14 protein-coding genes are annotated in these 13,733 nt (G+C 66.5%); 8 read left to right on the forward strand and 6 right to left on the reverse strand.

Annotation, left to right across the window (positions count from 1 at the left end; translation table 11 throughout):
* Positions 1–18: 18 nt before the first annotated feature.
* From ACFK0J_RS40220 to ACFK0J_RS40250, 7 genes are all read left to right on the forward strand, one after another.
* Entirely contained in the window at positions 19–1,305 is a 1,287-nt protein-coding gene (locus ACFK0J_RS40220) for a serine hydrolase domain-containing protein (RefSeq protein ID WP_378735214.1), read from the forward strand.
* A gap of 41 nt (positions 1,306–1,346) precedes the next feature.
* Positions 1,347–2,762: a cytochrome P450 gene (locus ACFK0J_RS40225; RefSeq protein WP_378735216.1), complete on the forward strand. Its 1,416-nt coding sequence runs from the start codon at positions 1,347–1,349 to the stop codon at positions 2,760–2,762.
* Between the two features lie 289 nt (positions 2,763–3,051).
* Complete coding sequence (locus ACFK0J_RS40230; protein WP_378735218.1) at positions 3,052–3,972, forward strand: L,D-transpeptidase; 921 nt, start codon at positions 3,052–3,054, stop codon at positions 3,970–3,972.
* 176 nt (positions 3,973–4,148) lie between these two features.
* Positions 4,149–5,078, forward strand: coding sequence for a carbohydrate ABC transporter permease (locus ACFK0J_RS40235; RefSeq protein ID WP_378735220.1), 930 nt, complete (start codon positions 4,149–4,151; stop codon positions 5,076–5,078).
* A gap of 92 nt (positions 5,079–5,170) precedes the next feature.
* Positions 5,171–5,962: a carbohydrate ABC transporter permease gene (locus ACFK0J_RS40240; protein WP_246634859.1), complete on the forward strand. Its 792-nt coding sequence runs from the start codon at positions 5,171–5,173 to the stop codon at positions 5,960–5,962.
* A gap of 16 nt (positions 5,963–5,978) precedes the next feature.
* Entirely contained in the window at positions 5,979–7,307 is a 1,329-nt protein-coding gene (locus ACFK0J_RS40245) for an ABC transporter substrate-binding protein (protein WP_378735222.1), read from the forward strand.
* Between the two features lie 69 nt (positions 7,308–7,376).
* Positions 7,377–8,456: an ABC transporter ATP-binding protein gene (locus ACFK0J_RS40250; protein WP_378735224.1), complete on the forward strand. Its 1,080-nt coding sequence runs from the start codon at positions 7,377–7,379 to the stop codon at positions 8,454–8,456.
* A 14-nt stretch (positions 8,457–8,470) separates the two neighbouring features.
* Here the strand turns inward: ACFK0J_RS40250 and ACFK0J_RS40255 are convergent, their stop codons facing one another.
* The 5 genes from ACFK0J_RS40255 to ACFK0J_RS40275 form a co-directional block, all read right to left on the reverse strand.
* Positions 8,471–8,923, reverse strand: coding sequence for a type II toxin-antitoxin system VapC family toxin (locus ACFK0J_RS40255; protein WP_378735226.1), 453 nt, complete (start codon positions 8,921–8,923; stop codon positions 8,471–8,473).
* On the reverse strand, positions 8,910–9,119 hold the full coding sequence (locus ACFK0J_RS40260; RefSeq protein ID WP_378735228.1) for a hypothetical protein: 210 nt from the start codon (positions 9,117–9,119) through the stop codon (positions 8,910–8,912). Before ACFK0J_RS40260 ends, ACFK0J_RS40255 begins: the two co-directional genes overlap by 14 nt.
* A 30-nt stretch (positions 9,120–9,149) precedes the next feature.
* Positions 9,150–11,177 carry a M13 family metallopeptidase gene (locus ACFK0J_RS40265; protein WP_378743352.1) on the reverse strand — a complete coding sequence of 676 codons (2,028 nt, stop codon included), beginning with the start codon at positions 11,175–11,177 and terminating at the stop codon, positions 9,150–9,152.
* A gap of 116 nt (positions 11,178–11,293) precedes the next feature.
* Positions 11,294–11,674, reverse strand: a complete 381-nt coding sequence (locus ACFK0J_RS40270; RefSeq protein ID WP_378735230.1) for a DUF397 domain-containing protein — start codon at positions 11,672–11,674, stop codon at positions 11,294–11,296.
* Between the two features lie 9 nt (positions 11,675–11,683).
* Positions 11,684–12,685, reverse strand: coding sequence for a helix-turn-helix domain-containing protein (locus ACFK0J_RS40275; RefSeq protein WP_378735232.1), 1,002 nt, complete (start codon positions 12,683–12,685; stop codon positions 11,684–11,686).
* Here ACFK0J_RS40275 and ACFK0J_RS40280 point away from each other — a divergent pair.
* The gene (locus ACFK0J_RS40280; protein ID WP_378735234.1) at positions 12,669–13,193 is read left to right on the forward strand and encodes a hypothetical protein; all 525 of its coding nucleotides are present in this window, start codon (positions 12,669–12,671) and stop codon (positions 13,191–13,193) included. The genes ACFK0J_RS40275 and ACFK0J_RS40280 overlap by 17 nt on opposite strands.
* Here the strand turns inward: ACFK0J_RS40280 and ACFK0J_RS40285 are convergent.
* Positions 13,183–13,665 carry a DUF4190 domain-containing protein gene (locus ACFK0J_RS40285; RefSeq protein ID WP_378735236.1) on the reverse strand — a complete coding sequence of 161 codons (483 nt, stop codon included), beginning with the start codon at positions 13,663–13,665 and terminating at the stop codon, positions 13,183–13,185. The two genes, ACFK0J_RS40280 and ACFK0J_RS40285, sit on opposite strands and share 11 nt — an antisense overlap.
* Between the last annotated feature and the right edge of the window lie 68 nt (positions 13,666–13,733).

Raw genomic sequence — 13,733 nt, forward strand, 5'->3', positions numbered from 1 at the left:
TGGTCAGGAGGTGACCCCATGGTTTCGGCAACAGCAGCGGGCAACTTCGACGCCGCCGACCCGGCGAAGGGCAAGCTCGCCGCGCCCAAAGAGATGCTGGTCGACCCGCGATTCATCCGGCTCGCCGACCAATTCTTCGGCATGTTCACCCAACCCAGCCGCGGCGGCGCGGCTTTGGCGGTCTACCTCGACGGCAAGCCAGTGGTGGACATCTGGGGCGGCTGGGCAGGCAAGGACCGGCGTTGGAACGGCAGCACCGTCGCGCTGACCTTCTCCACCGGCAAGGGCGTCGCCTCCACCGTGCTGCATCGGCTGGCCGAACGCGGCCTGATCGACTACGACGCGCCGGTCGCCCGGTACTGGCCCGAATTCGCCGCGCACGGCAAGGACGACATCACGGTGCGCGATGTGCTCTCGCACCGAGCCGGGCTGCACCGAGTACGCGGACTGGTCCCCGGCCGGGAGGGCATCCTCGACTACGACGCCGTGGTCCGCGCGCTGGCCGACAGCCCGCCGGACCCGCGCCGCATCCGCACCTCCGGCTACCACGCCATCACCTTCGGTTGGCTGGTCGCCGAGATCGTGCAGCGGGTCACCGGTGAACCGTTCACCGACGTGCTGCGCAGGGAGATCGCCGAGCCACTCGGGCTCGACGAATTCTGGTTCCGGGTGCCGGAATCCGAGCGGTATCGAATCGCCAAGATCTTCCCGCACCTCAGCCCGCCCGGAATCCGCTGGAACACCGCCTCGTCGGTGCTGTCCTGGGTTCGCCCGATTCGCGGGCTCGCCGAGGCGGGCATGCCGGAGAGCTTCGACGAGCTGGTCCGCGACCCTCGAGTGCACGACGCCGTGATGCCGGGTTGGAACGGCGTCTTCTCGGCGCGCGCGCTGGCCAGAATGTATGGGGCGCTGGCCAACGAGGGCCGGGTCTTCGTGGAACGCCGTGACGGCACCGAAGCCGTTCGGTTTCTGCGGCCGGAGACGATCGACCTCATCAACCAGGTGCAGCCCGCCGAGAGCCGCGACTACGTGCTCGGCCTGCCGCTGCGCTTCACCCTCGGCTACCACCGCCCGGTGCTGATGTCCAAGCAGCAACCGCGAAAGGCGTTCGGCCACTATGGCGTCGGTGGTTCGGGCGCCTATGCCGATCCGGAACTCGGCATGTCGGTCGCCTTCGTCACCAACCGGCTCGGCAACGCGGTGACCGCGCTCGGCGACGCCAGGCTCGCCCGGCTCGCGGCGACCGCGCGAAACACGGTGCGGAAAGTCAAACCGGCCGTCGTCATCGACGAGACCGATTCCTAGGCGGATCGAACCCGGGCGCGGGTACGTACGTAGCTATCGATATGGACGTGCCGACAGCCGGATCCGGCGCGAGTGAGCCACCTGGAGCGGTCGCCGAGCCGCGGCAACCGCGGCTGTTCCTGCTACACGCCCTGGCGGCGGGCATCGACTTCGACCGCTACTTCCGCTGGCGCCGGGCGCGCACGGGCGATCCGTTCTTCGTCCGCTTTCCCGGCTTCGGGTCGGCCCTGTTCACCGGCACCGCCGCGGGCGCACGCGAGATATTCCGCGCACCGATCGATGCGGTCGAACCGCCGCGGCCGAACCCGATCGAGCCGCTGGTCGGCACCACCTCGCTGATCCTTTCCTCGGGCGAGCGGCATCGCCGCGACCGCGCGCTGCTCGCCCCCGCCTTCCACGGTGCGCGGATCCGCGAATACGGCGAGATCATCCGGGATTCGGTGCGGCAGGAGATGGCAGGCGGCCCCGATCAGGCCGGGCCGGTGTGGCGGCCCGGCACCCGCATCGATTCGCGGGCCGCGGCGCGCGCGATCACGCTACGGGTGATCCTGGCGGCCGTGTTCGGGGTGGACAGCCGCCAGCGGCGAGCCGAATACACCAGGGCCGTCGGCGAATTCCTCACTACCTTTTCCGGACCGATGCTGCTGATGCCGCCGCTGCGGCACGGGCTGTTCGGTCATGCGCCGTGGGATCGGTTCGTCGCGGCCCGCGAACGCCTCGACCGATTGATCCTCGACGACATCGCCCGCGGGCGGACCAGCACCGGGAACCCGACCATCGGCGTTCTCGGCATGCTGCTGAGTACCCGCGGCGACGGCACCGCGAGCACCGACGACGAGCTGTGCGAACAGCTGCGCACGCTGCTGGTCGCCGGGCACGAGACGACCGCGACGGCGCTGGTCTGGGCACTGTTCGAGCTGCATCGCGCGCCTGCCGCACTGGACCGGCTGCGTGCGGAGTTGCGCGCGGCCGGACCGGCTGCCGGGCCGGTCGAGCTGGCGGGTCTGCCCTTTCTCGATGCGGTGTGCCAGGAGACGCTGCGACTGCATCCTGCGGTGCCGATCGTGGTGCGCCGGTTGACCGCGCCGTTCACGCTGCGCGGGGTGGCGCTGGCGGCGGGCGACACGATGGGGATCGCGGTGCCCTTGCTGCACTCCGATCCGCAGGTGTGGGCCGACCCGCGGCAGTTCCGGCCGGAGCGGTTCATCGAGCGCAAATACCGGCCGTTCGAGTTCGCACCGTTCGGCGGCGGACATCGGCGCTGCGTGGGTGCGTCGCTGGCGGACTACGAACTGCGAATCGCGTTGGCTACCATCGTGAGCCGGGTGCGGCTGCGGCTCGCCCCGAAGTATGCGAACGGCCGTGCGCCAATCTCGGTGCCGCACAACATAGCAACCGGTCCGCACCGCCCGATTCCGTTCGATGTAGTGAGTGATTTACATCACGAAGATGTTTGACGCCCCCGCGATGGCGACCGACCAGCGAGATCATTCGGCGCATCGGACTCGCCGATCTGACCGGTACCTTTCGCGAAACCGAATGGCCCCCAACGGGTTATGTGACGGCGACCACACCGGCCGGTCTGTCTGAATCAATAGGAATCGCCACTGGCTTCCAGCCGCACCGGGACGGTAGGAAGGACGAAGGGTCGGGCCGTCAATACCCGTGGGGCCGCTCTGCTTGCCCCACGCCGATGAGAGATCTCGTGACATACGCGCGCGTCTGCGCGTGTGCGCGAGAGATGGAATGGACGAGAAACCTATGCATGCCGCTTCGCACACCGGGTCGCTACCTGCTCGCCACCGGGGAGCACAGCTAACCCGCAGGCTGCGGGCGGGCGCCCTGTTGTCCGCGACCATCGCGGCGGCGGGTGTCCTGCTCGTCGCGCCCGCCGAGGCCGAACCCATCCCCGGGCTCGGTTCCGGATCGGCCGGTTCGGCAACCGAGCCACAGCCGCAGCAACCGAACTTCGCGCCGCCATCGATCAACATCGCCGACGGCGAGGTGGTCGGGGTGGCCCAGCCGATCATCATCAACTTCAAGGACCCGGTGACCGATCAGGCCACCGCCGAGAAGTTCATCAAGATCACCTCGTCGAAGCCGGCGCCGGGCCACTTCTACTGGCGCGGCGACAAGCAGGTGCGCTGGCGGCCGAACGAGTTCTGGCCGGACAACACCGATGTGCAGGTGCAGGCGGGCGAAACCCGCAGCGCCTTCAAGATCGGCGACGCCCTGGTCAGCACGGCCGACGACAACACGCACACCATCACCATCACTCGCAACGGCGAGGAGGTGAAGACGATGCCGACCTCGATGGGCAAGCCCAAGCACGAGACCCCGAACGGCACCTACATCGTCGGCGAGCAACTGCGCAAGATGATCATGGATTCGTCCACCTACGGTGTGCCGGTCACCGATCCCGAGGGCTACAAGCTCGAGGTCGAGTACGCGACCCGCATCTCCAACAGCGGCATCTTCGTACACGCGGCCCCGTGGTCGGTCGGGCAGCAGGGCAAGTCCAACGCCAGCCACGGCTGCCTGAACGTGAGCACCGAGAACGCCAAATGGTTCATGGAGAACACCCGCCGGGGTGACCCGGTCATCATCGTGAACACCAAGGGCGGAACGCTCAGCGCCAGCGACGGCCTAGGCGACTGGAACGACTAGTAGGTTCGCCGCTCCGGCGGCACAAGACACGTCACGAAGCCGAACATTACGATCAATTAGCAGTTTGCTGATCGTGGTGTTCGGCTTTTTGATTCACTGTGCGCGTGCTCGAGAAGTTCAGCAGTCGGGGGACTGGCGTTAACCGAATGTTTGCTCCCGTCCGTAGAGTGCGCGGCGTGCGAGCGAGGCCGGAACGAGTACTGCCCCAACCGCGCGGACGTGGTCTGCGCAACCGGCCCTGGCAGGACTACGCCCTGTTCCTCGTTTTGGTCGTGCCGAATCTCGCGCTGCTGACGCTGTTCGTCTACCGGCCGTTGATCGACAACATCCGGCTCTCGTTCTACGACTGGAACATTTCCGATCCGGTGGCCACCTTCATCGGTGCGGCCAACTACCGCGAGTGGTGGGGTCGGCCGGATTCCTGGGACATCGTCACCAACACAGTGGTTTTCACCCTCGCCGCGGTGGTCGGCAGCATGGTGCTCGGTCTCGCGCTCGCCTTGCTGCTGGACCGGAAGTTGTTCGGCCGCAATGTGGTCCGCTCGGCGATCTTCGCGCCGTTCGTCATCTCCGGCGCCGCCATCGGCGTGGCCTTCCAGTTCATCTTCGATCCGAGCTTCGGCCTGGTCCAGGATGTCTTGCACCGCATCGGTGTCGCGCAGGTGCCCGACTTCTATCAGGACCCGCACTGGGCGCTGTTCATGGTGACGGTGACCTACATCTGGAAGAATCTCGGCTACAGCTTCGTCATCTATTTGGCCGCGCTACAAGGGGTTCGGGCCGAGCTGATGGAGGCGGCCGAGATGGACGGCGCGAGCCGGTGGACCACTTTCACCAAGGTATTGCTGCCGCAGCTGCGGCCCACCACGTTCTTCCTGTCGATCACGGTGCTGCTGAACTCGTTGCAGGTCTTCGACATCATCAACGTGATGACCCGCGGCGGTCCGCTCGGCACCGGCACCACCACGATGGTCTACCAGGTGTACGAGGAATCCTTCCGTAATTTCCGCGCCGGGTACGGCGCGACCGTGGCCACCATCATGTTCGTGGTGCTGCTGGTCGTCACTCTGGTGCAGGTTCGCGTCATGGATCGGAACGAACAGTGATCAAGGATCCGGCTGGAGCGGATAGCGGTCTGTCCCGCACGATTTCGTACCGGCGCCGCCAACGTTGGGTGACGTTACTCGGCTACGCGGCCATGGTGTGCGTGCTGATCATCGTCGGCGTTCCGCTGTTCTGGATCGTCATCACCTCGTTCAAGGCCCGCCCGGACATCTACGTGCAGCCCGCGGTGTACTGGCCGCACAGCTGGCATCCGGAGAACTATCGCGACGCCACCACCACGCTGCCGTTCTGGACCTTCCTGAGCAATTCGCTGATCGTCACCGGGGTGATCTCGGCGGTGAAGTTCGTGCTCGGCGTGTTCAGCGCGTACGGGCTGGTGTTTCTTCGGTTCCCCGGTAAGTCGGTGGTGTTCCTGGTGATCATCGCGGCGCTGATGGTGCCGAACCAGATCACCGTGATCTCCAACTACGCGCTGGTCTCCCAGCTCGGCTGGCGAAACACCTTGGTGGGCATCATCGTTCCGCTCTGCGGGGTCGCGTTCGGCACCTTCCTGATGCGCAACCATTTCCTCTCGCTGCCCTCGGAGGTCATCGAGGCCGCGAGAATGGACGGCGCCAATTGGTGGCGGCTGCTGACCCGGGTGGTGCTGCCGATGTCCGGGCCGACCATGGTCGCCTTCGCGGTGGTCACGCTGGTCAACGAGTGGAACGAATACCTCTGGCCGTTCCTGATGGCCGACGGCCCCGAGGTCGCCACGTTGCCGGTCGGACTGACGCTGCTGCAGAACACCGAGAACCCGAGCGTCACCAACTGGGGGCCGGTCATGTCGGGCACGTTGCTGACGATGCTGCCGATTCTGGTCGTGTTCCTGCTGCTGCAACGCCACATGATCAAAGGCCTCACCTCGGGTGCGGTCAAGGGCTAGATACAGGAGAACAAACGTGTCCACTTCTCAGTTCCCCGCGCTGTCCCGGCGCGGATTCATCGGGCTGGCCGGTGCCGTCGCCGCGGGCGCGGCGCTCACCGCGTGCGCGGGCACCGGCGGTGGCGCCAAACAGTCCGGCGACGCCAACACCATCAACTTCTGGTCCAATCACCCTGGTAGCTCGAAGGATCAGGAAACCGAGCTGATCAAGCGTTTCCACGAGAAGTTCCCCGACCTGAAGGTCAACCTGATCGACGCGGGCAAGAACTACGAGGAGGTGTCGCAGAAGTTCAACGCGGCGCTCTCCGGTGGTGAGCTGCCCGATGTCGTTGTGCTGTCCGATGTCTGGTGGTTCAACTACGCGCTCAACGGGTCCATCGAACCGCTGGACGGCCACTTCGGCGATGCGGGGGTGCGGTTGGACGACTACGTCGATTCGCTGGCCGCCGACTACCTGTTCAACGGCAAGCACTACGCGCTGCCGTACTCGCGGTCGACGCCGCTGTTCTACTACAACAAGGATGTCTGGGCGAAAGCCGGTCTGCCGGACCGTGGCCCGGAGAGCTGGCCGGAATTCGACGAGTGGGGTCCGAAGATCCAGGCCGTAGTCGGCGACGGCAAGCTCGCGCACGGCTGGGGCGACGCGAAGAACTACCTGGCCTGGACCTTCCAGGGCCCGAACTGGACCTTCGGTGGCGCCTACTCCGACGGCTGGCAGCTGAAGTTCACCGAGCCGGGCACCATAGCCGCGGGCCAGTTCCTGCGCGACATGATCCACACCAAGAAGTACGCGGGGATCAAGCCGCAGATCGCCGTCGACTTCGGCACCGGCGTCATCGCCTCCACCATCGCCTCCACCGGTGACCTCAAGGGCATCAAGCAGAACGCGGAAGGCAAGCTGCAGTTCGGCACCGCGTTCCTGCCGCACCCGAACGGTCCCGGCGTCACCACCGGCGGCGCCGGCCTGGCGATTCCGGCGCGCATTTCCGACCAGCGAAAAGTGAACGCGCTCAAGTTCATCGAGTTCATCACCAACGCGTCCAACACGGCATACTTCGCGCAGGCGACCGGATACATGCCGGTGCGCAAGTCGGCCGTCGCCGACCCGGCCGTGCAGGACTTCCTGGCGAAGAACCCGAACGCGAAGGTCGCCATCGATCAGCTGCCGTTGACCAAATCGCAGGACTACGCGCGCGTGTTCGTGCCGGGTGGCGACCAGATCATCGGCACCGGACTGGAGCAGATCGGGCTGCGGAACGCCGATCCGGCAACGGTTTTCGCCGATGTCAGCAGCCAGCTGCAGGCGATCATCGATCGGCAGATCACCCCCAAACTGCCCAAGTAACACCCGCACCCGACGGCGGTCACCCCGGCGTGGCCGCCGTCGCGAGTTCATCTGAGGAGATCGACGCCCATGGCCACAGTGCAGTTCGACGGGGTGACGCATCGGTATCCCGGTGCGCCGACACCCGCTGTCGACAGCCTGGAAATCGACATCGCCGATGGGGAGTTCATCGTCCTCGTCGGCCCATCGGGCTGCGGCAAGTCGACCAGCCTGCGCATGCTGGCCGGCTTGGAATCGGTGGAGGCGGGTCGAATCCTGATCGGCGGCAAGGACGTCACCGGTCTGCCGCCGCGCGCCCGCGATGTGGCGATGGTGTTCCAGAGCTACGCGCTGTACCCGAACATGACCGTCGCGCAGAACATGGGCTTCGCGTTGCGCAACGCGGGCATGAACAAGGCCGACACCCTCGTGCGGGTGCGAGAGGCCGCGAAGATGCTGGAACTAGAGCACCTGCTGGACCGCAAACCGGCGAAACTGTCCGGCGGCCAACGGCAACGAGTCGCGATGGGCCGCGCGATCGTGCGTCGGCCGCAGGTGTTCTGCATGGACGAGCCGCTGTCCAATCTGGACGCGAAGCTGCGGGTCAGCACCCGGTCGCAGATCGCCGCGCTGCAGCAGCGGCTCGGCACCACCACCGTGTACGTCACCCACGATCAGGTGGAGGCGATGACCATGGGCGACCGGGTCGCGGTGCTGCTGGACGGCAAATTGCAGCAGATCGCCGCGCCCCGTGAGCTTTACGACAATCCGGTGAATACCTTCGTCGCCGGGTTCATCGGTTCGCCGGGGATGAACCTGCTGGAGGCACCCGTGCGCGACGGGGCGGCAGTGCTGGACGATCTGCGAATCCCGTTGCCGCGGACCGCGAAAACGGGTGACCGGGTGGTTGTCGGCATTCGGCCGGAGTCGTGGGAGGTGACCACCGAGGACGGCGGCCTCACGGTCGCCGCCGAACTACTGGAGGAGCTGGGCGCGGAGTCGTTCGTCTACAGCCACGGCGTAGCCGAGGACTGGAACAGCCGCTCGGGCAAGGTGGTCGTCCGAGTCGACCGCCGCTTCCAGGTAGCGCTCGGCGACCAGCTACGGCTCCGCCCCAAACCCGACGACGTGTTCTTCTTCGATTCCGAGACCGAGGAACGCCTGCGCTGACGGCGTTCCCCGGCCTAAGTTCTCGGACCGACGACTCCTCGAAGCAGCTGGGTATCCACCGCGCCCTCCAGGGCGGCGCACAGCTTCGCGTCGGCCGTCAGCAGGGGTATTCGGCGTTCGATCGCCAACTGCGCGAACACGGCGTCGTACATGCCCAAGCGCTCGCGCACGGCCAAACCTGCGGCACGCTCCAAGCGATCCGCCGTGGTCCCGTGCACCGTTACACCTAGGTCGTCAATGACACGGACCGAAGCGGCGAATTCCTCGGACGACAGCCGCTTCGTTAGCAGGCCTTTCTTACGAAGGACCCCCGCGACTTCTATCCGCGCGAAGTCGACTGTCTCGAGGGCGACTGATCCCTCGACAAAGCTCTGCTGGATCTTGCGGGCATGCTCGTATCCGTCTTGGTCGATGAACCAGCGCAGGAATACGGAGGAGTCGACCAGGTAGATGTCAGTCACGATCATCGTCCCGCAGTCGAGCGAGCTCCTCATCGACGCCGGTTACGCCCTGCATTCGTTGTTGCGCCTGCGCCAACGCCGCAGCCGCGGCCTCCCGGCGGCTGCGGCGAGCACGCTGACGAGCCAGCTCGAGGACCGGTGCCAGCTCACCGTCCGGTAGCTGGTCGACCAGCTCGTGCAGCTCGTCACGCAGTGCGCTCATGCCTCGACTTTACTGCGGTCGCCGCGGTGGTCACCAGATCTTCACGCGCTCCGTCGGCTCCAGATATAGCGCGTCGCCGGGCTTCACTTCGAAAGCCTCGTGGAAGCTGTCGATATTGCGGACGACGGCGTTGCAGCGGAATTCCGGTGGGGAGTGCGGGTCGACGGCGAGGCGGCGCACGGCCTCCTCGCTGCGGACCTTGGTACGCCAGACTTGTGCCCAGCCGTAGAAGACGCGCTGCAGACCGGTGAGGCCGTCGAGCACCGGCGGTTCGGCGCCGTCGAGGGAGATCTGGTAGGCCTGTAGGGCGATGGAGAGGCCGCCGAGGTCACCGATGTTCTCGCCGATGGTGAATTCGCCGTTGACCGTGTGCTCGTCTGGCAGGTCCTTCGGCGACAGCACGTTGTACTGGTCGATCAAAGCCTTTGTGCGCTTGCCGAATTCGGTGCGGTCGTCGTCGGTCCACCAATCGATCATGTTGCCGTCGCCGTCGTATTTGGCGCCCTGATCGTCGAAACCGTGGCCGATCTCGTGGCCGATCACCGCGCCGATACCACCGTAATTGGCGGCGTCGTCGGCATTCATGTCGAACATCGGCGGTTGCAGAATCGCTGCGGGAAAGACGATTTCGTTCATGCCGGGGTTGTAGTAGGCGTTCACGGTCTGCGGCGTCATGAACCATTCGTCGTGATCGACCGGGCCGCCGAGCTTGTTCAGGTCGCGATCGTGGTCGGCGGCATAACCGCTGCGGTAATTGCCGACCAGATCGGCCGGGTCGATCGCTACGTCGGAATAGTCGCGCCACTTGTCCGGGTAGCCGATCTTCGGGGTGAACTTCTCCAGCTTGGCCAGCGCGGCCGCCCTGGTGTCCGGGCCCATCCAGTCCAGCTGGGCGATGTTGCGGCGGTAGGCCTCCTGCAAGTTGGCGACCAGGTCCACCATCCGCGCCTTGGCCGCCGGCGGGAAGTGCTCGGCCACATACAGTTTGCCGACCGCCTCACCGAGCAGGTCCTGCACCAGCGAAACGCCGCGCTTCCAGCGCTCCCGGTTCTCCTTGGCGCCGGTCAGCGTGCGGCCGTAGAAGCCGAAGTTCTCTTCGACCACGTCATCGGTGAGATACGGTGCGCGCGAACGGATCACCCGCCAGGCCGCCCACGCCTGCCAGTCGGCCAGTGCTTCCTCGGCCCACACCTGAGCGAAGGTGCGTAGGTAGTCCGGCTGCCGCACGACGACTTCGGCGAACAAGTCGGGGCCGGGCTGGTCGACGCCCGCGGCGAGTGCCGAAGTCCATGCTGCCCAATCGAACTCGGGATAATCGGTGGTCAGCCCGGCGAAGGTGGTGAGGTTGTAGCTGCGTTCGGCGTCGCGGCGACGAACCACGTCCCAGTGTCCGGCGGCGAGCTTGCGTTCCAGCTCGAACACCCGCTGCCCGACCGTATCCAGGTCCGACGGGAGCAGCGCGGCGATCCGGGGATCGGCGGCGGCCAGCGCGAACATCCGGCCGACGTGCGCGATGTATTCCGCCCGGATCTCGGCGTATTCGTCCTGGCGGTAGTACGACTCGTCGGGCAGCCCGATGCCGGACTGGGTGGCGTGCACCAGGTAGCGGTCGGAGTTCTTGTCGTCGGTGTCGACGTAATACCCGACAGCCCCGCCGACACCGGTGCGCTGCAAACTGCCGAGCAGGGTCGCGAACGCACTCCGGTCGGTGACCTGGTGAATCGCGGCGAGCTCCGCCGAGATCGGCGTGAGCCCGGCGGCCGCCACGGTCTCGGTGTCCATGAAGCTGGTGAACAGATCACCGATCTTGCGGGCGTCACTGCCCGGTTCCGACGGTTCGGCGGCCGCGTTCTGGATGATCGCCTGGACGTCCCGTTCCGCCTGGTCGTACAGGGTGCGCAGCGCACCGTCCACCGCGCGGTCGGCCGGTATCTCGTGGTCGGCCAGCCATTTGCCGTTGACATGCGCGAACAGGTCGTCCTGCACCCGCACGCCCTCGTCGATGTAGGACAGATCGATACCGGAAGGGCTGGTCAGCTCGGAAGTCACGATCTCCAGTATGCAGAAAACGCGCTGCCGGGCGCCGCCGTCGCCAGACCGCGGCCGGGCGGAGCGCATGCGCGGGCGCGCGACAGTCGGCCCCGGCCGGTCCGGTCGAGGAAGCGGCTGCCAGGTCAGGCGGTCAGTGCGATGCGGTCGAACTCGCCGTCCCGCACGCCGAGCAGAAAGGCGTCCCACTCCTGCGGGGTGTAGTCGAGGACGGTATCGCCGTGCCGGAGCGTGGTGTGATCGTCGGCCGCGGGGTGCGCGGTCAGTGCGCCCGGCGTTCGCTCACGCCTGCGGAGCGCGTCGAGGAAGGTGCTCCATTCGTGTGCGGTAACGGTGATGACGGGCTCGTCCGCGGGGCGGTTTGCCGGGTTGCGGCGGTATTTGCTGTCACGTATGAGCACCGCGTCACCATCGAAGCGGACCTCGACACATTGATTGCCGTTGTTCGACCGAGTCGACGTGAACCAGTCAGTGAAAACCGACCGGGGAGTAGCGGTGGGGGCCATGGCCAGATTTTACACTTGGGCATACGACCTGATCAGGGTCGATGATTCGTCACGATCCAGCGATTGGTCTTGTGCGCGAACGTAAGCGAAGCCCAGATCGCGCACCAATTCCGGGTCGTCGACCGCCCCGCCGAAGACGGCGCTCTCCGCCCAGCCGAAGGTCGGCAGCTGCTCGCCGGCGAAGTCGATGAGATGGAAGCTGGACCCGCCCAGCACCGCACCCGCGGTGGCGGCGAACGGGATGACCCGCACCTCGATGGTGTCGAGCTCCTCGATCAATTCGGCCAGGTGGATCAGCTGCCCACGCAACACCTCGGGACCGCCGGTCTGCTGCAGCAGGGTGCCCTCGCCGATCACCGCGGTGAGCTCGACCGGCTCCTTGCCGCGCAACCGCTCCTGCCTGCGCATCCGGATGGCGACCAACTGCTCGACCTGCACCGGGCGGATCATCACGTCGGCACTGATCAGCGCACGGGCGTAGTCCTCGGTCTGCAACAGACCGGGCACGACCAGGCTGTCGTAACTGCGGATGCACTGCGCGCCGTATTCCATGCCGTACAGCCGCTGCAGTTCGGGCCCGATCAGCGCGGACGATTTGGTCCACCAACCCCGCTGCTTGCTCGCCTCCAGCAGCGCGAGCAACTCCGCGCGCTCCTCGGCGTCCACCTCGAGCAGTTCGAGCACCGGGCCGATGGTGGTGGTGGTGAGGACGCGCCTGCCCTTTTCCACGTGCGACCAGTTGGCGGGGGTGAAGCCGACCGCTTGGCGAAGCCGGCCGAATCGAAGCCGCGTTGTTCGCGCAGCTCCCGCAGCCGGAGCACCAGTTCCCAGCGGGCAACGGTAGGCGAGACGGGTGCCATGACAGGCGATCGTAGCTCGTCGGCTTTCCGGCGTGTGACTATTGTCAAGCCAGTTGTGCGGCATTAGGGTCTGGGGCCAGCGGTCGATTCTCCCCCACTTCACGCGATCCACCCGCATCGAGGCGAGGTTCGTCATGAGTTTGTCCCGCATTGATCAAGGCAGTCATTCGCCGTCGTCCCACGACTACTCAGCCCAGGACTACACGGCGATTCAGGACGCCATTGCCCGCTGCCGCCGGTATCGCAAGGAGCACGGCCTGTACGGCGTCGTGGATCCCACGCTGGGACGAATCATGCTGGAAGTCGGCGCGGTCGGCGCGGTGGTGATGCCCGCCGCGCTCGGTCGCCGGGTGCGCGACCGGCTGACCGAGATGCCGGCCGAGCAGCGACCGGGCCCGATCATCGCGCACCCGCGCTCGGACCGGTGGACCTTCCTCACCGGCCCGACCGACAACTCGTATCTGGACACCGAACTGTTCGCCGACCTGTTCCGCGTCTGCGCCTCGGTCGCGCTGCCGGGCAGCCACATCGTGCTGCCCTCACCCACCGACGAGTCCACCGGTTACCGGAGCTGGATCGCCGCGCCGGAGAACGGCTTTCGCCGCGAACTCCGCGATGTGCTGGCGGCGACCAGGGCCTGCGCGGCGATTACGGAGTAGGCGCGGGGGTCAGGGTGATGCTGAACTTGTCTTCCAGTCGCTGATTCCAGTCCCGCTCGCACTGCTCGATCTTGGACTGGTCGCTGCCCGCCCGGTTCACGCAGTCGAAGAAGTCCTTGCCACCGGAGTCGACGAAGAAGCTGTAGCCGATGATGGTGACCACGACGGCGCCGATCAAGCCGAGCACGCCGAGGATCACGCCGGTGATCGCCATGCCCGCGCCGCCCGCGCGACCGGACCTGGTCTTCGCCAGCGCGACGAGACCGAAGATCAGCGCGAAGGCACCGAACAGGTAGCCGCCGACCAAGGTCCAGAAGCTCAGCACCGCCAGGATGCCGAGCACCAGCGCGGTGATCGCCAGCCCCTTGCCCTTCGGCGACTCCTGCCAGTAGGCGGGCTGGCCCGGATACTGACCCGGCGGCGGGTATCCCGGGGGCGGGGGATACTGGCCGGGAGGCGGATATTGCGACATGGACTTCCTCTCCGTCGGTGCCTCGCGCTGCTCGATCCGGACGAGGTGGTCCGGCGGAGTGCGCGGGG

The organism is Nocardia brasiliensis (assembly GCF_042691675.1).
Lineage (GTDB): Bacteria > Actinomycetota > Actinomycetes > Mycobacteriales > Mycobacteriaceae > Nocardia > Nocardia brasiliensis_D.

Coding starts and splice junctions, on each gene's coding strand:
- ACFK0J_RS40220 (WP_378735214.1), top strand. CDS start 19: ATGGTTTCGGCAACAGCAGCGGGCAACTTCGACGCCGCCGACCCGGCG.
- ACFK0J_RS40225 (WP_378735216.1), top strand. CDS start 1,347: ATGGACGTGCCGACAGCCGGATCCGGCGCGAGTGAGCCACCTGGAGCG.
- ACFK0J_RS40230 (WP_378735218.1), top strand. CDS start 3,052: ATGGACGAGAAACCTATGCATGCCGCTTCGCACACCGGGTCGCTACCT.
- ACFK0J_RS40240 (WP_246634859.1), top strand. CDS start 5,171: ATGGTGTGCGTGCTGATCATCGTCGGCGTTCCGCTGTTCTGGATCGTC.
- ACFK0J_RS40250 (WP_378735224.1), top strand. CDS start 7,377: ATGGCCACAGTGCAGTTCGACGGGGTGACGCATCGGTATCCCGGTGCG.
- ACFK0J_RS40255 (WP_378735226.1), bottom strand. CDS start 8,923: ATGATCGTGACTGACATCTACCTGGTCGACTCCTCCGTATTCCTGCGC.
- ACFK0J_RS40260 (WP_378735228.1), bottom strand. CDS start 9,119: ATGAGCGCACTGCGTGACGAGCTGCACGAGCTGGTCGACCAGCTACCG.
- ACFK0J_RS40270 (WP_378735230.1), bottom strand. CDS start 11,674: ATGGCCCCCACCGCTACTCCCCGGTCGGTTTTCACTGACTGGTTCACG.
- ACFK0J_RS40280 (WP_378735234.1), top strand. CDS start 12,669: ATGAGTTTGTCCCGCATTGATCAAGGCAGTCATTCGCCGTCGTCCCAC.
- ACFK0J_RS40275 (WP_378735232.1), bottom strand. CDS start 12,685: ATGCGGGACAAACTCATGACGAACCTCGCCTCGATGCGGGTGGATCGC.
- ACFK0J_RS40285 (WP_378735236.1), bottom strand. CDS start 13,665: ATGTCGCAATATCCGCCTCCCGGCCAGTATCCCCCGCCCCCGGGATAC.